At 54.3% G+C, this 22,230-nt stretch carries 15 protein-coding genes; 11 read left to right on the forward strand and 4 right to left on the reverse strand.

Annotated elements, in window-relative coordinates; all coding sequences use genetic code 11:
- Positions 1-27: 27 nt before the first annotated feature.
- Both HNQ39_RS30900 and HNQ39_RS28285 read right to left on the reverse strand, forming a co-directional pair.
- Complete coding sequence (locus HNQ39_RS30900; protein ID WP_184203961.1) at positions 28-1,305, reverse strand: helix-turn-helix domain-containing protein; 1,278 nt, start codon at positions 1,303-1,305, stop codon at positions 28-30.
- A gap of 169 nt (positions 1,306-1,474) precedes the next feature.
- Complete coding sequence (locus tag HNQ39_RS28285) at positions 1,475-1,771, reverse strand: helix-turn-helix domain-containing protein (protein WP_221290415.1); 297 nt, start codon at positions 1,769-1,771, stop codon at positions 1,475-1,477.
- Positions 1,772-1,849: 78 nt separating this feature from the next.
- Here HNQ39_RS28285 and HNQ39_RS28290 point away from each other — a divergent pair, with 78 nt between their 5' ends.
- Positions 1,850-2,512 (forward strand): hypothetical protein, encoded by a 663-nt coding sequence (locus HNQ39_RS28290; protein WP_184203962.1) that lies wholly within the window; start codon positions 1,850-1,852, stop codon positions 2,510-2,512.
- On the opposite strand, the gene HNQ39_RS28295 is transcribed toward HNQ39_RS28290, so the two are convergent.
- Together HNQ39_RS28295 and HNQ39_RS28300 are read right to left on the reverse strand one after the other, a co-directional pair.
- On the reverse strand, positions 2,499-3,278 hold the full coding sequence (locus HNQ39_RS28295) for a hypothetical protein (protein ID WP_184203963.1): 780 nt from the start codon (positions 3,276-3,278) through the stop codon (positions 2,499-2,501). The two genes, HNQ39_RS28290 and HNQ39_RS28295, sit on opposite strands and share 14 nt — an antisense overlap.
- On the reverse strand, positions 3,275-4,306 hold the full coding sequence (locus HNQ39_RS28300) for a toll/interleukin-1 receptor domain-containing protein (protein ID WP_184203964.1): 1,032 nt from the start codon (positions 4,304-4,306) through the stop codon (positions 3,275-3,277). Before HNQ39_RS28300 ends, HNQ39_RS28295 begins: the two co-directional genes overlap by 4 nt.
- A 175-nt stretch (positions 4,307-4,481) precedes the next feature.
- Between HNQ39_RS28300 and HNQ39_RS28305 the strand changes: the two genes are divergently transcribed.
- From HNQ39_RS28305 to HNQ39_RS28350, 10 genes are all read left to right on the forward strand, one after another.
- Positions 4,482-5,387, forward strand: a complete 906-nt coding sequence (locus HNQ39_RS28305; RefSeq protein ID WP_184203965.1) for a histidine kinase N-terminal 7TM domain-containing protein — start codon at positions 4,482-4,484, stop codon at positions 5,385-5,387.
- A 287-nt stretch (positions 5,388-5,674) separates the two neighbouring features.
- A complete protein-coding gene (locus HNQ39_RS28310; protein ID WP_184203966.1) occupies positions 5,675-6,301 on the forward strand; it encodes an alpha-ketoglutarate-dependent dioxygenase AlkB family protein in 627 nt (208 codons plus the stop codon).
- Positions 6,302-6,354: 53 nt separating this feature from the next.
- A complete protein-coding gene (locus HNQ39_RS28315) occupies positions 6,355-6,555 on the forward strand; it encodes a helix-turn-helix domain-containing protein (protein ID WP_184203967.1) in 201 nt (66 codons plus the stop codon).
- A 136-nt stretch (positions 6,556-6,691) separates the two neighbouring features.
- Entirely contained in the window at positions 6,692-7,174 is a 483-nt protein-coding gene (locus tag HNQ39_RS30905) for a recombinase family protein (protein ID WP_184203968.1), read from the forward strand.
- Between the two features lie 104 nt (positions 7,175-7,278).
- The gene (locus tag HNQ39_RS28325; RefSeq protein WP_184203969.1) at positions 7,279-8,430 is read left to right on the forward strand and encodes a Y-family DNA polymerase; all 1,152 of its coding nucleotides are present in this window, start codon (positions 7,279-7,281) and stop codon (positions 8,428-8,430) included.
- Positions 8,427-8,654, forward strand: a complete 228-nt coding sequence (locus HNQ39_RS28330; protein WP_184203970.1) for a hypothetical protein — start codon at positions 8,427-8,429, stop codon at positions 8,652-8,654. The genes HNQ39_RS28325 and HNQ39_RS28330 overlap by 4 nt, the downstream gene beginning before the upstream one ends.
- Before the next feature lie 6 nt (positions 8,655-8,660).
- Complete coding sequence (locus tag HNQ39_RS28335; protein ID WP_184203971.1) at positions 8,661-11,759, forward strand: DNA polymerase III subunit alpha; 3,099 nt, start codon at positions 8,661-8,663, stop codon at positions 11,757-11,759.
- Between the two features lie 217 nt (positions 11,760-11,976).
- Positions 11,977-13,602, forward strand: coding sequence for an NERD domain-containing protein (locus tag HNQ39_RS28340; RefSeq protein ID WP_184203972.1), 1,626 nt, complete (start codon positions 11,977-11,979; stop codon positions 13,600-13,602).
- A complete protein-coding gene (locus HNQ39_RS28345) occupies positions 13,599-16,307 on the forward strand; it encodes a hypothetical protein (RefSeq protein ID WP_184203973.1) in 2,709 nt (902 codons plus the stop codon). Before HNQ39_RS28340 ends, HNQ39_RS28345 begins: the two co-directional genes overlap by 4 nt.
- Positions 16,308-16,328: 21 nt before the next feature.
- Positions 16,329-21,539, forward strand: a complete 5,211-nt coding sequence (locus HNQ39_RS28350; protein WP_184203974.1) for a DEAD/DEAH box helicase — start codon at positions 16,329-16,331, stop codon at positions 21,537-21,539.
- Positions 21,540-22,230 lie beyond the last annotated feature (691 nt).

The raw sequence follows: 22,230 nt of genomic DNA on the forward strand, positions 1-22,230 counted from the left end.
AGTGTTTTTAAGTTCCTGTTGGGAGATTCAGCAGCTAAGTGCCTGCTCCAATTTATGCGCCGCTCCCTCGAATTGTGAGAGGTGAAAACGCTCGATCAGGCTATAAACCTGACCTAAATGCTCCGAAGCCCCCAGACGATCTTTGTTGTGCCAGCAGAGGCGTGCCCAGTAGAGCAGCCTGTTCATTGCTCCGATGGGATGTTCCTCGCACTCAGGTAGGGTTGGGGGAGCTGACATTGTTTTTGAGGCTCTGTCAGCATGACCCGCTTCTGCCAAAATAACGGAAAGAACCATCCTGGCATCACGAATGTGTTCCATCCGATCCGAGCGAAGGGCGCAGGTTTCGGCTTCTCTGGCCGTGCGCAGAGCGCTATTTAGATATCCAACTCTCGCTTGCCGAGTTGCAAGCTCTCTGAGAAGCTGGGACTCTAAAGCCTGGTCCCGTCTATCGCGTGCTAATGGGATAGCTTCAGTCCAACCCTTAATTGCAACCTCACACTTCGAATGGGGCTGTACTCTCGCTAGAAGGGAGGTTGCCCCAAACCAGATCACGGGATGCTCCTTGGCTGTCACAAGTGCCAGAGCGGACTTGAGACAGGTCTGGGCTTCCTGAGAACGCTCTCGGAGGTGAAGGAATAATCCCCGAGCGTGGAAGGCTTCGGCGAGCAGACGTTGTGCATGGGGCTCGATGAGCAAGCGCCGTGCCGCTTCCTCTTGTAGAGCGAGGAGTACCAGATCCCCTGGAAAGGTTGGATCGCCCCGCCAGATGGGTTGATAGAGTGCTTCAAGTGTTGCCCAAAGCTCGTCGAGTGATGCATCTACGAAGCGAGTTATTCCTAGCTCTGAGGTGCCCCGGCGCAGAACAGCGAGTTCATCGGGGAGAGCACACAAGGCGACAAGAAGCCTTTCACTCTGGTCTGTGCTGGGGATATGCTTGCCGTTTTCCCAGTGGGTAATGACTCCCGGTGCGACCCCTATCTCGCGGGCAAGCTGACGCACTCCAACTCCGCGCCGCATCCGTAAGGCTCTGAGAAGATCACCACTACTGGCGGGCAACACCGCATCCGTAAGAAGTGGTCGGTAGCTAAACTCAGGGTGGGCAGCAAAGATCGCCAGGCGCTCTGTCTGGCTTGCGTGAAGGGCGTCCAGAGTCCTGCTGATCTCATAGAAGCGTGGGGTCTTTGTGCTCTCAGACGCTTCCCAGCGTCGAATGGTAGACTCGCTGACTCCTCCCACGTGGGCCATCTGGGCGATGGAGAGTCGCCGCGATTCCCGCAGTATTCGGAGCTGTTTTGCCAGAGCCATGATTAAGGCTCATCGTACAACGGATTCACTATCTTCTGAGCATCAGGAACCGAGCATATTCGCACAACACCTGCACGAGGTGAACACAGTCGTGCTATTTCTCTCCCCGAATCGCCATATGTCTTGAGTCTCTGCGAGGCCTAGGAACATAGTGAACGAGTAGATCCTCTTATCCTGAGCTGTCTAGAGCATCCTCAAGGACATCAGCAAGCAGTGGTTCCAGCTCGGCCATTTTGGGGAAGAGGTCACCGACCTCAACCTTAAGGTTACTGGCGATTTTTATCAGGTTCTTTGCAGAGACATTGCGATACCCCAACTCGATGGCGGCGTAGTAGGTGCGGTCCATCCCCGCCTTCAGAGCGAAGCGCTCCTGGGAGAATCCCGTGCCCTCACGGTGCATGCGGATCTGCTTGCCGATGGCTTGCAGGACAGGGTCTCTCTCGTTTGGTTCTTTTCTTTTTGGCACAGGATCACGGTACGTAGTTGCGGCCTTTGAAGCAACGGTATACTGGTAGCCGGACTATAAGTAACATTTCTTGAGGCAATGAAAGAAGGTGACCAGGTGGCGAGGCGAAGAGAGTTCGAGAGACCAGAGACTACATTTGAGATAAGGGTGACGGAGGCGGAAGCGGTCATTTGTCTCTTCGAGGAGATTGCGGCGGACGAGGGCTGGCAGCCTGGCGATCAGATTCGTGCTCATGCTACTCGTTCGGTCTACTTTGGCGTGTGGGTGAGGGAGTTGCTCGTCGGTGGGCTCCAGCTCATCACTCCCGACGAGGCGGGTGAAGTGCCAACACACCTGGTTTGGCCTGAGCTGCCCGTCGTTGATAGAGCCTCAGGAGTGCTTCATGCGGCGATTCTAGCGGTGCTGGCCGAGTATAGGGGCAAGGATAACGGCGCGGCGTTCTGGCAGCTTGGCTCGGCGCTATGGCGCTACTGCGTCGAGCAGAACATCAAGACGATCTGGCTAGAGGCGACGCCCAAGATGCTTCGCGCCTACCGACTGCTGGGCTGGCCGCTGGTGGTGATCGGGGAGCTGCGAGAGCACTGGGGAGAGCCTTGCTACCCCTGTAGCCTCTCGGTTCGTGAGGTCGCTGGCTCTCTTGCCGAGCGTGCCTTGATCTCGACAACCTACCGGGGGATTTTGGATTATATGCTCGCCCCCGTACCAAAGCAACCCAAGATAACCAATATCAACGACGGATAGCCGAAGCGTCAAATTTTCCGGCCAGTTCACCTGTTCGGACGAGGAACCTTCTCTGCTTGCTACCCCATGTGTCCTCGATCCAGCCGCCGATAGAAAAGACAATATCTCGAAGTTGATTCTCATTCGGCCACTGTTCAATTTCGCGTCGGAGCAAAAGGGATTTTGTTCGGAGAGTAGGAGGGTCCCAGAGACCTTGGCCGAGCTCTGGCCATCCGTGGCCAAAATTTGCTAGAATACTGCCTTCTACGTCGCGAAAGGCGATTGTCAGTTCAAACGGACCGGACAGTTGGTAGCGCTCAATGGTATTGGTATAGATGCTCATCGCTAGCCAAATCCGACTGATTAGACTGACTAAGCGGACATAGGTGCGCTCCCGTCCTCTAACGACTGAATGCTCGCCTAGTTCCATTTCTAGGGCAACACCTCGGTACAAGGCAAGGTACTCTCCCCACTTCGCGGAGCCTCTAGCAAATCGGACGGCAGCGTTTGATGTAGGGGCAGATTCGTTAAGACCAGATAGCGAACGCCCTGTACTTGGGTCTGCCCACTCCTGAATCCACCAAGACCAGAAGTCCTCATCAAAGTCGATGAATCCTCGCTCCGGATCGAGTGGCAGTATCAACAGTCGGATAGCCGGGTGGTCAACGCGGTCAGCCAAGCCAGAAGTGGCAAAGTCCTCACTGGCGGTGTCAACGAGGTTTAGCTCAGCTCGGTAGCGCCGCCAACGATTCCGACAGAGCTCGAGGTCTACAGCAGGATCGTTCATCGCCTCTGTCTCCCGAGCTGATCGACCGTGGAGACGATCTTCTCCCAGAGGGCCTCCAGGAATTCTTCTTTGGAGTACGTCTTTTGGGTGTGGCGGCTATTGAGAAGGCTGAAATTAATAATTTCTAGAACTGGTTCACCCGATTCCTCACTGAGAACAGGTGTTGCTGTTGCAGTCATTGCCCCGGATCCACCGGAGTTGTTGCCCCATCCATCATAGAATCCTAGGCTCTTATCGCCACCGATAGCTCCACCAAGCCACATGTCTAGGAAATAGATCGTCCGGCTATCTGACTCCACGCGGAAACATATCCTGCCTTCCCGACGGTCGTGGTCCACAATGTAGCCTGCCGCTTCAATATCCTTCATTCGCTCCACTAAGCCCGTCTCGACAAAGGTAAGGATGTCCCGACCGGCCTGATATGCATTAAAGGCTGTGGGACGGGGTTTTGGTCGCGGGTAGGATGCCGCCACCGGCTCATCCGGAGCAAGCGTTGGTGTTTTTGGTCTTAGAAGCGACGTGCGAGGCACTGGGACTGGGCTTGGTGTCGCTGCCTTGCTGGCTCGTCCGCGCCAGTCTAAAGCAGCCTTACGAATGCCAGACGCAACCGCCACAAAGGCTTCATCTTGATTATGCCAGCTCGCCCCTGTGACTGGTTTCGCATCTGTGGGCAGGGCCTGAAGTCTACCAAACGGCGATCCGTGCCAGTCGCAGGGGCGCAGAATAATTGGGATGATTCGTGCTTCACCTGCATCATGGCGCTCTAACGCTCGCTTCATCTCAGTGTCGTAGCAGTAAGTGGAGGCGATGAAGTCGGGACTGATCAATAAAAGAATCAGGTCCGCCGTTTCCAGGTTTCGGTCAATCTCACCGGCCCACTCGGTACCTGCCAAGATCATACGGTCGTGCCATTGGGCAATGATGCCCTGGCGTGTGAGCGGACTCAAGTGGGTGCGTAAGGCATTTAGTAGCGCCTCATCCTTGTGGGAGTAAGAGAGGAACGCAAGTAGAGGTTTGTCAGTGGACATGTCAGCTTTCCGTGTACTGTTATCGAGTAAATACTACCATAAATCACACGGTCGTTTGCTCGCGTGGCAATTGGGGCTTGACGCTCCTAGTTTTACCGGAGACGATAAAAGCATCAAATGCTACCCCCATAAAACTAGGATCATGAGCATATTGCTTGCTTCAATTCTCTATGGTTTGGCTGGGATACTTCTCGCTAGTGCCTCACTCTACCTCTGGATACGGGAGCACCACTCGGAGGCCGCTCGCTGGTTCGTGGGAACTTGCGTGGCCCTCTTTGGCTGGACAGCCACGCTCTATGTCTTCCAGCACCTCTCGATTCCTGAACAAGTGCTTCTTGTAGGGCGGCTCAACTTCGCAGCGGCGAGCTTGGCGGTCTATGGGGTGTATCGTCTGGTTCGCGCTGTAGCGGGCCTAACAACGCGCTTGGCCGATCAGATGTTCGGTGGCCTGACGCTACTGGTGGCTCTGGTGAGTACCTTCACGCCTTGGGTAGACCAAGCCGAGCATGTGAGTCTGACCGCGCAGGTGAGTTTGACTTCGATGCAGGTACATCAGACCGTCTACGGCCCTCTGTTTCCCCTCTATGCAGCCCATCTGCTGGGGTTGCTCGGCGGTGCCATCCTTCTGGCGTTTAGCGAGCGTAGAAAGGGCATGCAGCTCCAAAACGTTCGGGATCAGCTCCTCCTGCTGGGTGTGGGCATCCTAGCGACTGGTGCTGTCTCGATCATCACCAACGTCCTGCTTCCTTACGTGCGCGGGGATTTCCGCTGGATCGATGTGGGGCCTCTCTCAACCTTGCTGCTTCTTTTGGCAGTTGGCTATGCAGTGGTTCAGCATCAACTCTTCGATATCAAAGTGTTGATCCGGCGCACGCTAGTTTTGGGCATGGCTCTCTCGCTGGTTCTGGCGGCCTACAGCGCATTGGTGCTGCTTGCGACCGACTCGGTAGGGAGCTCTGAGTCGGGAGGTGTGACGCGCTTCGGGGTATTGGTGCTCGCCTTCAGCTTCGACCCGATCCGTCGGTTTTTAGAGAAACGAATCGACAAGCTACTCTTTCCCGAACGCAGCCATCGTCGTTAGAGCTCCTATCCTCGCTGCCTTATTGTCCTCGCTCTTGCCGCTTCCAGCTATCGGCTTCGGCGTGGGAGAAAGTCTTTCCACAGGTGGTGCAGACACGATCCCCGGTGGGCTTGCCCTGGTCGTATTCCTGGACGAGCCTTGGATGGTCGCAAGGGGCTCCACTCCAGTTTCGTCTGAGGTCTGCTGCTTGACTGGCTTTCACACTTTACATGGTACCGCTATGGTCAAGCTCAGTCATAGTCTCGCAGGGTAGTCGAAAGACAATAGCAAGGGCGTAAACTACCCGTATGAACGATGTGTCCCTGCAAGGTGGAACCGACAACCTTCTCGATATGCCCAAAACGCTGGCCATGTCAGATGCCGATGTGCGCTTCTATCCCGACTTCTTCGACGAGTCAGAAGCTGATCAGCTCTTTGTCAAGCTGACCCAGACCATCCCGTGGCGGCAGGATCAGATTCGGCTCTTTGGGCGCTGGGTGGATCAGCCACGGCTAACGGCATGGCACGGCGACCCCAGTTGCAGCTATACCTACTCGGGGATGACGATGCAGCCACAAGCTTGGACAGCTGAGCTTCTGGCGATAAAGGGGCAGATCGAGCCCGTGGCGGGTGTTGTCTTCAACAGCGTTCTGCTAAACTACTACCGCACAGAGCATGACAGCATGGGTTGGCACTCCGATGACGAGAAGGAACTGGGAGAGAACCCCGTGATTGCCTCGGTCAACTTAGGAGCAACACGGCGTTTCCACTTCAAGCACAAGCACCTCAAGGAGCAACGGGTCGCTCTCGACCTAACGGCGGGTAGCCTGCTGATCATGGCGGGGCCGACCCAGCACTTCTGGCTCCACCAGGTCCCCAAGTCGGCTCGTTCGCTTGGCCCGCGGATAAACCTGACGTTTCGGGTCATCCGCTGACTTCTCCATCGTTGGTTGACTTCGCTGTATGAGGCCTGGCGTATACTGCTCTCATGACAGACAGCCCCGAAGGGATGCCGCTCCTGACGGTTGAGCAAGCGGCGAGCTATTTACAGCTCTCTACCTCCTCAATCCGTTCTTATATCCGTTCGGGCAAGCTGAAGGCATTTCGGGTGGCAGGGCTGCGAAAAGTCCTGATCCAACGTGAGGATCTGCTGGAGCTTCTGGAGCCAGCCCATCACGACGAGAGCTGACATGTCCCCTCCGTCCTTGGGAACGAAGTTTCGACTCCCAAGTACCCCGAATTCAACCTCAAAGTATGTGGTTGACGAGCTCAGATCCTTGGGCTAGGCTTTAACTGACGCAACGATCTAAATAATCATAAGCTTTATGGGGACGATCATTGGTTATGCCCGCACCGCAATAGAGACCCGAACTTCACCGTCGAACGGCTCAAGGCTTGACAGACAAAAGGTTGCCTTGGTTGAGGCTGGTTGTGATGTTGTCTTCGGAGAAATTTGCTCTGGAATGGCCCATCTGGAGGAGTGCCCTGTCTTGATGGGGTTGCTTCAGGAACTGAATTTTGGAGATACCCTTGTGGTATGCGACTTGACTCGGCTGAGCCGTTCCGTTGCCGTGCTTTGCTCAATCCTGTCGGATCTCCAAGAGCGCGGGATAGAGGTGCGCGTTTTGGGTGAGTTGCCGGAGGTAATCCCTCCAGCCTTTCTCCTCTCTGAATCCTTAGAGAGTCTGCGAGATATTGCCCTTATCAGGGGAGATACTACCCCTCTAAAACCTGCCAGACGGGCCGTGGCTCATGCAACCAGACTGGCCGTGGTTCATACAAAAAGTGTCAGAGGTGTCCGAGACTGAGGGTGCTTGTTAGGCCTTAGAGTGCCTATTGAATTGCTGCCTTTGTTCCTTCTGAAAGCACGGGTAAAAGCTTTGCCGAGAAGATGCGGTATAACTACAAACAAATGTTTGTTTTTACCGTATCCAGACCACGGCCGACTCTCTTCTGCCAGGTGCCAGGACTGCTAGCGCGAGCGGCCCTTGAGGCGCGAGGGCTTGATGAGTCGCGTGTCTCCTTGACCGTTATAGAAGGGAAGCTGGTTCGGGATGCCTCGCCTCTGGCTGTTCGCCGGGGAGTGACGTTAGGGGAGAGCCTCCTTCGGGCACGTCGCCTCTGCCCGGAGCTCTTAGCCGTTCCGCTCGTGGAAGTGGATGCCCGGTCACACTCCCAGCGGCTTTGGGACGCACTGGCCGAGCTGACAGATCTGGTTGAGCCTGCTGGCCCGGATGCCGCGTATGCGCTTCTCTGGGGAAACGAGTCACTAGAAAAGCTGGACTGTCTGTTTCCTGCTCTGACTCCCTTCTGCTCGATGGGGCGCTCGAAGCTGGAGGCACGGGTGCTGGCTCTCTCGGGAGTGGAGGGCCTTGCGGATGCTCCAGTCACGTTTTTATCGGGCGACCCTGCCATCACGGGCAAGCTCCTTCGCTTGGGCTTGACCACGTTTGGCGCAGTGGCAGAGGTCGGCGAGGCGGCCCTTATCTATCAATTTGGCCGGAAGGTGGGGCCACTGCTCTACCAGCGTGCTTTGGGGGAGGACAGCGATCCCGTCCAGGCGCTCTGGCCATTGCCCGTTGTGGAGGCGTCGTATCGCTTCGACCTGGAGCCTATCGAGGATGCGGCTTGCGTGGATCGCTACCTCGTCGAGCTTGCCAAGCGTTCCGCAGGAGAGCTCTGTACACTGCGCCGCTTTGGTCGGGTCGTGACGCTAGAGATCACTTGCGAGCGCGGTAGCCCTTTACTCGGGACGTGGCGTCCGCCCTGGCCCGTTCAGTCGCCTGGCGAGCTCTTGAGCAGCCTACGCCGCCTTGCTGCTCTCCAGCCTCTCCGCTCTGGTGTGATCGGCCTGCGCCTGGTCGTCTCCGAGTTGGACTTGCCGACTGCGACAACCCTCTCGCTCTTTGAGACGGTTCCAGCATCCTGCTTGGGGCGTCTGGAGTCTACTAAGCGGTGGATTCGGGCACGGTACGGGTCGGAGGCCCTGACGACACTCTCGAAAGTCCCTGTCTCGCTTCGGGATCGTCGCCGCGAGCTGGTGAGAGAGGTAATCAAAAGGTGAGCCGCTTAGTAAACCAGCCTGCCTCTGTGGTGACCAACCCGGAGGGTGCGCCTTGCTGGGTGAATAGCTGGGAGGTCTTGCATGTTCACAGCTTCCACCGGGAGTGGATAGGGGCGCTGGAGGGCGAGCCAGAGCGCGATATCTGGCACGTCGAAACGGCGCGAGGAATCCTAGAGCTACATCGAGTTCGGGAGAGCTGGCTCTTAGCACGGGCTGAGGATTAGAGGCAAGTGCATCTCCACACCCACTCAGCGTTCTCGTTTGGCTCTGGCCCTTCGTTGGTGTCCGCTATGGTCCTTCGTGCGGCGGAGCTGGGCTTGCCCTCGATTGCCCTGACGGATACCAACAGCATCACGGGGATTCCCGAGTTGGTACGCCGTTGCCAGAAAGCAGGTATCCAGCCCATCGGTGGTTGCGAAGTGGTATTGGAAGGGGGCGCACGCTTGACGCTTCTTGCTGATGGCCCCACGGGCTTCTCCTCTCTCTGCCAGATACTTTCAGCGGCGGGGCTGCGGGACGTGGAGCGTGATGGCTTACGCGTTCGCCTGGAAGATCTTGAGCGGCATTCCGAGGGATTGGTTTGCCTAACAGGAGCACCGCCACAAGGCTGGATTCCAAAGCTCCTGCTCCAGAGCCGCGATGAGGAATCGGAGAGGGCACTGGCACGTTTGTTGGGTATCTTCGGGCGGGATCGGGTCTTCGTCGAGGTAGTCCGCTCGCTGGCAGAGGGAGAGCATAGCCTCTCACTCCATCTTTTCGACCTGGCGGATAGGCTTGGTATTCGAGCTGTCGCCACCAACGCGGTCGCCTACAGCACCAAGACCGAGTTCCCCGCATGTGAGGCACTTCTGCGTGTGGGGCTAGTCGTTCCCGTGGGTGAGGAGCATGGAGAACTTCCCCTCAACGGTGAGCGCTACCTCAAGCCGATCGATGAGCTAGAGCGACTCTTCGCAGACCGACCCGATGCGCTCCGAAATGCGCGAGAATTGGCTGGTTGCCTCGTGCCACCGCTCGATCCCACCATCCGCCACTTCCCGCGATACCCCCAGCTACCGAGTGGGGAGAGCGCCTTCTCCCTGCTCTCTGGCCTCGTCTGGGAAGGGGCTAGGCGACGAGGCATCACGGACGCGGCTCGCCTCATACATGAACTGGAGACCATTCGTGACCTAGGCTACTGCGATTACTTCCTCATCTGCCACGACGTGATCCACGAAGCGAGACGGCGCAGCATCGGCTGTGCCCTCCGTGGCTCAGCTATTGGAAGTGCTGCCCTCTACGCGCTGGGTGTGAGTGACCATGATCCCATCACTCGGCGCGTCTCCTTCGAGCGGTTCCTCTCCCGTGCCCGGCGCAAGCCGCCCGACATCGATATAGACTTCCGCCACGACCGCCGCGACGAGATGTATGCCTACCTGCGCCAGACCTACGGCAGCGAGAATGTCGCCAATGTCAGCAACTATGTCACCTATCGCGGTAGAAGCCTCCTGCGAGACTTTGGCAAGATCCTGGGCTTCGATGGCCCCGAGCTGGATCGCTTGCGGGAGTTGCTCTGGCACGCGAGAGGAGATGACTTGGCGGAGCGACTACAGACTCTGCCTGAGCTGCGCGCCTTGCAGATAGACCCCGATACCTATGGCGACCTCTTCGCGCTCTGTGCTCAGCTCGCTGGGAACCCTCGTCATCTGGGCACGCACTCCAGCGGCATCGTGGTCAGTGATGTGCCTGTCTGCGAAGTCGCACCCATGCTCTGGGCAGCCAAAGGTGTTCCCGTCGTTGCCTTCGATAAAGACGATGTGGAGTCGCCGGGCATCGGGTTACTGAAGATGGATCAGCTCTGCCTGCGAGCGTTAACTGCCGTAGACATCGCCACCACAAAACTAAAGGCGCAGGACGAGCTGTTCGACTACACGAGCCGGGATAGAGAAGATCCAGAGACCTTGGCGATGATCCGCGCTGCCGAGACCATCGGGGTGTTCCAACTTGAATCGCCTGCGCAGATGGCCTTGCAGTGGCGACTCAAAGCCGACAAGTTCGACGACCTGGTGCATGCCGTCGCACTCGTGCGCCCTGGCCCGCTCGTTGGTGGCGGGATCGCTCCCTATGTGGCGGTTCGCCATGGTAACGTCAAGCCACACTATCCGCTGCCTGAGCTAGAGCCGGTACTCGCAGAAACCTACGGACGGATTCTCTTCCAAGACCAAGTGCTCGATGTTGTGCGGGTCGTGGGTGGCTTTAGCGCCGATGAAGCCGATGTCTGGCAGAAGGCCATCACTCACGCGAGAAGTGAGGAGGAGATGAAGTCGCTCGGCAGGGAGCTTCTGGAGCGAGTCAAGCCCAGGGGTATGACCGGCAAGGCGTTTGAGAAGCTCTGGAAGCAGATCAAGGGGTTCTCACGCTATGGGTTCTGCCATGGGCACTCCGTGGCGTTCGCGGACCATGCGCAGGGAACCGCCTGGCTGATGCACCACCATCCTGCCGAGTTCCTCGCAGCGCTCCTCTCGGTTGAACCGATGGGCTTCTGGCCGGTGGCGACCGTGGTGGAGGAAGCGCGACGGCGCGGTATCACTCCCCTTGGTCCCTGCCTGAACCGGAGCCACGCCACCCAATGGCAGGTCGAGACCCCAAACTCTATCCGCTGTCCCCTCTCTTTTGTGAAGAATGTCAAGCCCGAGCTGGCCGAAGCCATCGCCGCTGAGTGGGATACCAACGGCGACTTTGACGACCTCCCATCCGCTTGCCGCCGCCTTGGGTTTGTGCCTCGTGACGCCCTTGAGTGGCTCGTGCTGTCCGGGGCACTCGACGCTTTGTGTCCATCTCGCCGCCGGGCGATCTGGAGCCTGCCTGCCCTGCATCGTGCCCCCGACACCAAGCGCAAGCTGATCCTTGGTCAACAAGGGATAGAGCTGGCGATCTGCCCGATGCTCCCGCCCGACCTACCGGACTTCTTAGCGGCAGAGAAGGAGCAACAGGAGTGGCAGGCACTTGGCTTCTCACCACAAGGTCACCCAATGCGTCACCTGAGAGAGAAGCTGACACGGCGAGGCATCCAGCCCAGCATAGCCCTTCAGGCATGTGAAGATGGGGAGGAGATAACCCTCGCGGGGCTTTCGCTGATGCCGCATCGTCCCCCAGTTGCCAGTGGGGAGATCGTCGTTTTCCTGACGCTGGAGGACGAGACGGGGCTGGCTCAGGTGACAGTGCCTCCTGCCGTCTACGAGCGCTGGGGAAGTCGCTTGCTGACCGAGCGTGTGCTGGCGATCCATGGACGAGCGGTTCGTCGCGGCATCGGTAACATCCTGACCGCCGACTGCTTACAGGATCTCCCCTGACTGCATCCGAAAAGGAATGCTTTCGCGTACATCACTCTAACTATGGAGGTTGTTATGCCTCCCTTAGAGTGGCTGGAGAACCGGCTCTGCCCCGAGAAATGGTGTGCGCTCAGGCCTACCTCCTCATGAGAGGTACGCCTCGCCTTGATAGTGTCGTTTATACATTGATAGTCTGATGAGGAAAGTACGGGAATAAGGCATAATAGAGATAACATAAATGCCTAAATTATTTCCTGACCCGCTTCCGAATCGTGTTCGGTTGGATCGGCTTCACCATGCTGAAGTTCGTGTTTATGACGCCCTCAAATCAGGTTTATCTGCGGAGTGGGTCGTTTGTTATAGCGCAAAGTGGATAGGACACCGTCGCTTCAGTGGAGGGGCAAATGTGGATGGCGAAACTGACTTTATCGTTGCTCATCCCGACTTAGGAATCCTATTGCTCGAAGTCAAAGGCGGCCAGATTGACTACGATGGCGGCATAGATACATGGACATCAACGGATATTTATGGTGAGGTTCATGAAATAGATCCGGTAGGGCAGTTGCGAGATGCCAAAGGAACGCTTCGTAAGAAACTAAAAGATTTGCCTTCTTGGCGAGGTAATGCGCCGTGGATCGTCATGGAATATGCGATCGTATTTCCTGATTGTCTTCTTTCCAGACAAAACCTTACGACAGATCCAACATTATCAACCCCATCAAATATCTTGATTGACGGTGGCCAGCTTGGCGACATTGAAAAATGTCTTCGACGCGTCTTTGAACACTGGCGAGGTGATTCGCCTCCGCCTGCACCGGGAAGTCAAGCGCAAGTTATCAATGCGCTCATTGCTATGCTTGCCCCCAAAGTCTCACTACCTAATCCAATGGTTTTAGCCATACGCGAGGAAGAGCAAGAGCTTTTGCGCCTCACCGAGGAGCAGATGCGTTTACTGTCGTTCCTCAGCACACATCGTCGAGTTGCGATTTCGGGATGTGCTGGTTCTGGCAAAACCATGATGGCTGTAGAGAAAGCTCGACGTCTTGCTTCAGAAGGATTCGAGACACGTCTTCTCAGTTATCACGTCCCACTGGCCCAACATTTGAAGAGAGTCACAAAAGGAATCCCGAACCTTCAGGCATTGACGCTGAGTGAGCTACAGGCCGACGATATTTATGAGGCACTTGTCGTAGATGAAGGGCAGGACTTTACACCTAAAGAGTGGGATCAGATGCTCGATTGCCTTCTTCCCGACGAGGGCATTCTCTACGTGTTCTACGACGATAACCAACGAGTCCGTGCTCATTCTGAATTGGCGCTTCCTGAGGGCTTGAGTTATTTCCCACTACGGGAGAACGTCCGAAATACTCGGGCAATCCATGCCCGTATCCAGCCCTTTTATGATGCCTCTATTCAACCTCGTGGACCAAGTGGCCGCACTGTTGAGAAGATTGTTGCTGAGTCACCTGCACTAATTCGCAGTGCTTTGTCTCGGACTCTTCACCATCTCAACATCACTGAAAAGATTCCAGTTGCCGATATTGTTGTGCTGACACCCAAATCCCTGAATGACTCCTGTATTGCAAATCAGACCTTGGCCAGTGGCTTTAAGCTTATGGAAACTACACCTGCCATGGAAGGAAGGAGCTCATCAACGGCACACTTAGAAGTACGCTGCGAAAGCGTCGCTTCATTCAAGGGATTGGAGTCTCCTGTGGTAGTGGTGGTAGAGGTAGATAACGATCTCCTCAATAGCCCGCAATATGAGGCAATTTGTTATGTAGCCTTCTCTCGCCCGCGGCTTCACTTGGTCGTGATTGGTTCTGCGAATGCCTTGCAACAGTTGATGGGGGACGCAGTGTGAGATTATTTGCGGATATAGCACCTGATGGCGGTGTTACCACCGTTGAGATGATTGTCAGTCGGATCAAGGCACAATCTAGTTCAATGCCGGGCCGGTGGTCACTTTGTGAACTTCGACCGGATGAGGCTGATTACCAGTTCCTTCGTGCTTGGGCTGCTCATCTCCCCTATGGGGTTGTAAAGCAATACTTTCGTGGAGACCATTGGCAGCAACAGTCACATATGGGACTTGCTCTTTTAATGTTGTTTGCTGAGGTAGCACGACGCGAAGCAAGTGAGGGTACACTCTGGCCCCATATTCGGAGGGGAGTATTCAACCACCAGACGGAGCGTAGCTTATTTGTGCAATCGGCTCCCAAGGCAGAACTCGCCAATGCCATCGAAAGAGCTGTGCGAAGGTTTCATCTTCGACACGTTTTTGATCTGGATGCAGGTGGGCAGAACTACTACAATACGGTTTATCTTCAGTTTGGGTTTACTCGCCATGGCTTCCAAAGAAACCTAGGAATATGGTTATCTGGAAACTATTCCCAGGCAATTCGGCGTCTCCTCTTCACGACATCGCTACGTAGCGACTCCATGATGCAGCTCTGGTCTGCCTTGCGCTCTCGAAGTCCAAAGCTGGATGACATAATCAAAAGCTCCCCGTGGGTTTTACCCGAGTGGCGCGATGATCTGCATGAGGCACTTTCCCGTCAGGTTTTTCAGACAATCACAGATGAAGATGATGTTGAAATTCCTATACTCACGGAGCGACCTCAGCTTTGTTGGGAACAGGCACCTGTATTAGAGTGGCACATTAGTAGTATCGAAACTCTGTCTACGATGCAAGATTGCATTCTTCTTCGTATAAATGGGATCGTAGTCGCGGAGATGTATCTCCAAGAAAGCGGGCACTATGAGCCACTTAATCCTCGGCCTGTACGGACACCCATCATTGGTCATGAAGCTAATGTAGAGTTAGTTTCCCAGGAGGATGGCTCTGTATTACAGAGGGAATTCATTCCCATCTTTGACCGTGAAGCCTTGGTCTGCTGTTCTAATTTAGGACCGAAAAATCTGCTCTTTGCTGCTCCAGGGATTAGACTATCTCCAGAGCCACTACGGCGTTGGTCTTTGCCAAACCAATATTCTTTATCTCAAATGCCTAAAAGTGAGGACTATGAGGCTTTTGAGGAGGGAGAGTTAGTTTGGTCATCAGTACGTGGTTCCAAACCTCCTCCTGAGACCACTTTGGAAATTGACTGGCAGGAGCCCACACTGGCAGCAGCAGCTTCTCCATCTATCAAGGTCACTCACCCCTCGGGGGAGTCTCCTTTAGCTATCCGTATGTGGGGAATACCCCTAATGCAGGTTGCCGAGTCTGAAACAGTGTCCGTGGTTGGTCCTCTACTCGCTGCAGCTGGTACCTTACCTCCGACGATTCAGCTCAATGTGCTAACAGCAAAAGGAAACCGAGAAAGATCCACACTAAAGCGTGATCCTAACACTCTAAAGGGTATTCTTTTCCGATCACCTGAAGGCACCTGGCATTCCTGCGAGGAACTGAATACCCAATTTGCTACGGATATAGCCTCCCTACCATTGCGGTATTATCCACCAAAGCCCCTCTGTGGACGGGAAGGGGATGAGGCGCATTGGCTCTTGTTTGAAGGGGCTTCGTGGCGAGGTAACGTTGCTCGGCAGACACGACCCCGTCCATGGGGATGGGGGGCACCTCTCAATCTTCAAGAGCGAATCTATAACTCGAAAGAACGAATGCGCTTGTGTGAGAGTTGCGTGGACACAGGAATCATTGGAACGTTTGAGAAAGAGCGTCTTACTCTACGGTATCCAATTATCTTAGATCCCCAACGCCATAGGCTAGTCATTCTTAGGGCAAGCGGGCACTGTGAGATCCTTGATGCCGAGCAAGTTGTGTCTTCAGTAAGTGAGGACAATCTGGTCTGGAATTTACACCTGACATCCTCGCTAGACGAGCTTCGCATGATTGCTATTGCCTATGATGGAGAGTATCGCGGTTCATGGTGGTCGTCTGATTTCGGTACTTTCTTTAGTTCCAGCTCTGGAGTAGAGGCAGAAAATCTTAATACCGTCATCGCTCTACTTTACTGGGCAAAAGCCCCTTTACTATCTAGTGGCATTCGCGAACTCGTCCGGGCCTTTGTGAGTCGCAATGTAACTAAAATCATCAATGCATGGCTGTCTTTTGGTTATCTTCCCAGTGATTTGAAACCGCGCCTGCGTGGGGCTGATGATGGTTGGGATGCGACACTTGCAGTGTTGTTGGAAGATTGGGATGTGACACGTAGTGCAAAGACTATAGCCCCAGGAACCCTTCCGCTCAGTAAGAAACTCGCTGATGTGTCTTCACTCACTGCCTATCGATTTCTGAGAGCAGTCAAAAATTCAGGTTATCCGATTGACAATAGTGCCCTCCGCCTTCAATTAGAATTAGATAGCGCCAGCGAGCGGGTCAACCAATGGCGACAGGATATTGAGGCGGCTGATGAAACCGGGGTCAATGAACGCTTCGTCACACTTAAGGATGTCGGCCTTCTCGCGCTTGGGAAGCGTGCTGCCTATCATGGTGTCGCGTCGTTGGACTACTTCCACCGTCGCAATTTGCGAACCGCGATTGGTGCACTGACTCCCTTTCGCAACTGGTTGCTTCATGAGCTTCTAATTGACCTAGAGAATGGATAGTATTTTAATGGGAGTTTCGAGATGACACAGCCCAATGGAAGCATGGCGCAATTAGATGCGCTTGATTTAGTGGAAGGCGTACGGCAGCGCTTAACTGACTTTGCGGGCGAGTCCTGCTATGTTCGTGATTCAGCGCTCCGGAGCGCTTGCCAGTCTCTTTGGAGCGGCCCAGCTACAAAGGGAGGCCTTGTCAACGATCTGTGGGTAGAAGCTGCGTTTCCAGCAGAAAATGGTAACCGAACCCTTGCGGATTTTGTTACAGCTCACGAATTCCCAAAAGACCTTGCAGCCCATCTGCATCGCCGTGGTGCGTTTCCCTCAGATCGTCCTCTCTATTCCCATCAGCAAGCTAGCCTGGAGAGAGCATTCGAACTAGGGCCCAATCATGAACGGCCAGCAATTGTAGTAACTGCGGGTACTGGGATGGGTAAAACAGAGAGTTTCCTCTTGCCTGTTTTGAAGGACCTGTGGACAACCCCCAAGCGTTCTGAACGAGGTGGGGTTAGGTGCCTTATTCTTTATCCAATGAATGCTCTGGTAAATGATCAGGTTGACCGTCTCCATGACTGGCTGACGGGCCAGAATCATCTCACACTCTTTCACTTCACCAGTGAAACGCCAGAAGATTCGAAGGCAGCTCAGCGAAATCATACCCCTCTTTGGCGTGGTGATGAGATGTTTCGGATGCGTACTCGTCGGCAAGCACGTGGCCTTGAGGATGGTCGAGGACAAGCAGAGCCACAAGGTTCATTAGGGCCGCAGCCCGATATTCTGATTACGAACTACTCCATGCTTGAGTACATGCTATGCCGTCCGCAAGATGCGATACTGCTGGGTGAGAACCTACAGTCCATCGTATTGGATGAGGTTCATCTCTACAATGGCACCCTCGCCGCTGAAATAACACTTCTCCTGCGACGATTGCTCGAACGCTGTGGTAGGGCTCCGCGCGATATTCTTCAAATAGCGACTTCGGCTACCTTAGGTGGCGGCTCTGAAGCACTGGTTCAGTTCGCAGGAGAGATTTTCTCAAAAGACACAACTTTGGTTCGTGCTGTTGCAGGGGTGTCCCGCAAGGTGGGTCTTCCAGAAGTTGCGGAACCAGAGAGGCCCTCCAAGCCCGAAGAACTGGTGAATCTTCTCGCACTTCCTGGTCCAACTCTCTCTATCAGTGCCCAAGGCAATGTTCAATTAGCAGAGGATGTCGCAGCCACACAAAAGCTCAAGGTTAGATTAAGTCATCTGACAGCGTCAGAGGTTATTCCCCAAGGAGAAACTCGTCCAGCAGTATTGCTTTATGAGGCACTGGGCCATGCACCACTTGTGCATAAGGCGGAGTCGATTCTTTGGGGTCGCAAGCGATTGCGTATAGATGAGTTGGCGGATGACCTTTTTGACGTAGTGAATGCAGAATCAATTCAGGCAACGATAGCCTTGCTTCGTGCAGGTGCTGCTGCTCGTAAGCGGGCAGGAGATCTCCCGCTCTTGCCTCACCGTATGCATCTTCTCGTCCGAGGACCAGAGGGGGTTTCTGTTTGTTTGAATCCAACTTGTACGGCACCAGCAACAATGCGGCTTCCAAGTCTAGGAGGGGTCTTTTCAGGCCAGGGCAGTCTGTGTCCAGATTGTGGAGCGGCATCTAAAGAGGTATTGCGCTGTCCTGTTTGTGGTGAATGGGTACTTGGTGAACAAGATCGCAAGATCCATTACGTACTTGCCGAAGGCGATACTAGTTCCGGTCCAATTCTTACACTTGATCCAGTATCAGGTCAGAGACGTGGAGCCAACTCTGGAGGGATTCGTGTGCGGGCCGTTGCCAACTGTCCCCGCTGCTCTGCCCAGAACGACGGGGGTGACGAGACAATTGAAAGTGAGCCCCAGACACGTTTGTTTCTCCCGTTGATTGCTTCTACTGATCTGGCCCTATCTATTGTTGCAGAAACTACCCTGGCAGCTCTTCCTGTTCTACCTGTTGCAGAACGCCAGGCGCTACCCGCCGAAGGGCGGCGCTTGCTTGCTTTCTCCGACAGTCGTATGGAGGCAGCTCGCCTTGGCCCTCGTCTGACGACCCAGCACGAGACGCAGCTTGTTCGAGCGATACTAGCTCAGTGCTTGGAGCAGGCACCACCACAGGATGCCGATACTATCGTTGCTATTGAAGCCGCAATTCAAACGATGGAAGCACAGATACAAGCTGCGATCAACCCTACGATAGCAAGGACATGGAGCCAACAACGCGACTTGCTGGTTCAGCAATTGACCAGTATGAAAGTGGGTGGCGATCTTGATGGGTGGGCAGAAGCATTTTGTAACAATAAGTTATTAGGTCAGCTTTTTGATGTCGAGGGTGGGAGTATGCATCAACCGGAGACATCTGCACAACAAATATTTGATCGCAATAGGGATGAAATTCGTCGTCAGGCTCGTTTGCTCATGGCCCGGCAACTCGCCTCGCCAAGTTACCGACAATTTTCACTGGAGACACTTGGTTTAGCGGAAGTCACGTATCCGGGACTTGGGGAACATGAGGGACTACAGCCACCACTTTTAGACTACTTGCCATCAGAAGTGAAGACAAAGATAACAGATAACTGGCATTATCTTTTAGCAACACTGCTTGATACCCTAAGAGTAGATGGAGCCGTTACTCTTAGGCAAAAATCGACGGATACCGCCGATGTTGATGACGCATTCGATTATGGTGGTAGGAAGATTGGACGATGGATGGCTAGTGGAAGTCAAGGCCCCAGAACTTATTTGTTAAGGTTTTGCGGTGTTAGGCCAACTCAACGCCGCCGTGATTTCGTTGCGCGGATTCTGGTATCCGCAGGCATACCTGTAGAAGTTGCAGACCTCCATGCACAAACGATCTTGAGCACCCTCTTCGACCAACTCTTTCAAGTGGCGAAGTCGAAGGATCTTGCTTGGCTTGAGGCTGAACACCGTAGTGGGCACGATGCCATACGAATCCGTTTTTATGATCTTGGGCTTCGGCGACCTAGCGTGCTTTTCCGTTCGAAAAGTACAGGAAAGGTGTTTCCGAGGGGGGTGCTAGGATGCGCTCCTGAACCTGGTTGTAGTGACCTAGAGACCGTTGGAGAAGAGGCGCTCGATCAAGATCCCCGGATTGGTCGTCCACGGCGGGAGTATCGCTCCGCTGCGACATTTACCCAAGGACTTTGGGCGGAAGAACATAGTGCACAGCTTGCACCAGAGGAGAACCGACGGTTACAGGGGCTGTTCAAAAAAGGGATGAGGAACCTACTAAGCTCCACGACGACGATGGAGCTAGGTATTGATATTGGGGGCTTAAGTGCCGTTTTGATGACAAATGTTCCGCCCGGTAAAGCAAACTACCTTCAGCGTGCTGGTCGCGCTGGACGTCGGGCAGATGGCTCATCCATTGTCATCACATTCGCGCGTCCTAGGCCTTTTGACCATGAGGTTTTCAGACGCTTTGGCGATTACTTGGATCGTCCTCTGCGCGAACCAAAACCTCTTAGTCGTGCTCGAATCGTGCAACGGCACCTAAATGCCGTTCTCTTATCTGACCTCTTTCAGGCTGTGTACCCACCAGGCACGTGTGTGGGGGCGATGAATGCTTTTGGAAGTATGGGAGCTTTCTGCGGCGTTTCTCTACCACAGTGGTGGGAATCTTCATCTCATCCGCGCCCGAGTGTAGATATTCTTCAACATCATGGTGTTCCTCCTACAAGTGCTCCTTGGTGGAATGCAGCACGACAAAGTGCATGTCCTGAAGCATGGTTTCTCGATTACCTACATTGGGTTCGGGAGATGGGGAGTGAATCTCTAGAGGAACGCCTACGCTTTCTTTTAGCGGACACAGTGCTAGCCGTTGGGGTCAATGGGTTATTCGAAGACTGGTATGGGATGTTTGATGACATCATTACCTCATTTGCAAGTGCGATTTCTGATTGGCGTCGTGATTATGACAGCCATTTTTCTTCCTGGTACCACCTCGATGAGGTGGAAAAAGATGTTGCACGTCGAGGGAATGCCCATCGCCGCCAGATGGAAGCTCTCGCAGACCAAACGGTTATTGAAGCACTCGCAGACCGCCAGTTTTTACCTCGATATGGATTTCCTATTGGAGTTCAAAAGCTGCGTGTAGCAGTGCCAGATAAAAACCATCCTCAACGAGTGAAGGAGGACGATCAGTTCCGGCTGAGTCGTGGAGGATTGCAGGCTCTGAGGGAGTATGTTCCTGGCTCACAGCTGTTGGTGGCTGGGAAGCTAGTGCGTTCACGTGGTCTACTGAAGCATTGGACCGGTGCTGAGGGACTCGATACTCCTTTCGGGATTCGAGGTCGATATGCTCACTGCGCAAATAAGCATACTTTCTACACTTTTGGGAGTTCAGGCACTGACTCTTGTCCCTTTTGTGATAGTCCTGCGGTGGAGGAGCGGAGCCTTCTCGTACCCGAGCATGGTTTTACGACTGCTGCATGGGAAGAGCCACGTCGGAGTCTTGGCGTTGAACCCGTTGGTTTTGTTCAACAGGCAACCGTAACGTTCCATGATCAACTGGGTATTGAAGTGTCTGAGAACTTCGCTGGAATCTCTGGGATGCGTGCACTCTATAGAGAGAATGGCGAGTTACTTGTCTATAATGAAGGTGAAAATCACCAAGGGTTCGCCATCTGTACTGTATGCGGATTTTCCGATAGTGAGGTTAGTTTTGGAGGTGACCTTCCATCCTCGTTTCGCGATCATCACTCTCTGTTCGCATCAGAGAAGACGGCTAAATCGAGATGCCGGGCTAGCAATACCCTTCGCAATATCGCCTTTGCTGCCCGAGAGACCACAGATGTCTTGATGATTGAATTACCCCATATTCCGGGAGGAAGTGATTTGGCGATTATAACAACGCTCGCCCATGCTCTACGAATTTCTGGTGCTGAGTCGCTTGAGCTTGATACCCGAGAACTGGGTTGCCTTGTCTGTGAAGGACCCGCTGGCCGAGGGCCGGGAGCTGTTATTTACGATAACGTGCCTGGTGGAGCTGCGCATGTAAGGGCACTGCGTGACCAGGGAAGAACGTGGCTTGAACACGCCCAAAGGCAGTTGCGAGGAACACCTGAGCATGATGCGCGATGTACCAGTGCGTGTTTAGATTGCCTACTCACTTTTGATGCACAATCAGATCAGCAGAAAGGCTTATTGAACCGAAGACGTGCCCTACAGGTTTTGGATATCCTACTTGGGCATTAACTAAACCTTATTTTGTCCACAGAAATCTGTGCAGTTGCTTAAGCAACAACATATCCAAGTGAGACATTGAAGAAGTCATTTTGCTGACCGTTTTTGGTGGTGGCATCCAGTCTATTACAGTTGTCCGGTCTCCAAGTTATCGCCGAAAAGGAAGGTTTTCGTCCCCATCAAGGTCAATAGAGATAGCATAGTTTCCTGGGAAATTTTTCTGCCCGGGAGTGGTTGGAGAGCTAATCAAAACCCGAGAAATCGGTAACCCTCCTGCTGAATGGAAACAGGTGCGGGCTAACCCATCGGTTCCGAAGAGCGGATTGGACCTACACAAGGGGGCTGACCACCCAAACGTAGATGCGCCTTCCACTGGGCCTACTGACCATCCTGGCAACGGAGGCACTGCTGATTCGTGGAACGGCTTTGGGAACAGTGCCCACAGTGTGGACAGATAGGGTAAACCATGCCCATCATCTGTCCTTCTGGCAGTTGCGTGTCCGCACTGCACTCACAAAATAATGGGATCGCCATGCTTCCGCGTCGCCGTTCCCTATCGGACAGTTGCCGCGCATACGTCAGGTCCTCTTCTGGTAAAGCCACAACGGTTCTTCGCACCGATGCCAACCGGCGACGGGGGCGCAGTAATGGATAGGACGACTGACACGCCGGGCATCGTGTTACCGTCCATTCCGCGCCACAT

It is taken from the genome of Armatimonas rosea (genome assembly GCF_014202505.1).
Classification (GTDB): Bacteria; Armatimonadota; Armatimonadia; order Armatimonadales; family Armatimonadaceae; genus Armatimonas; species Armatimonas rosea.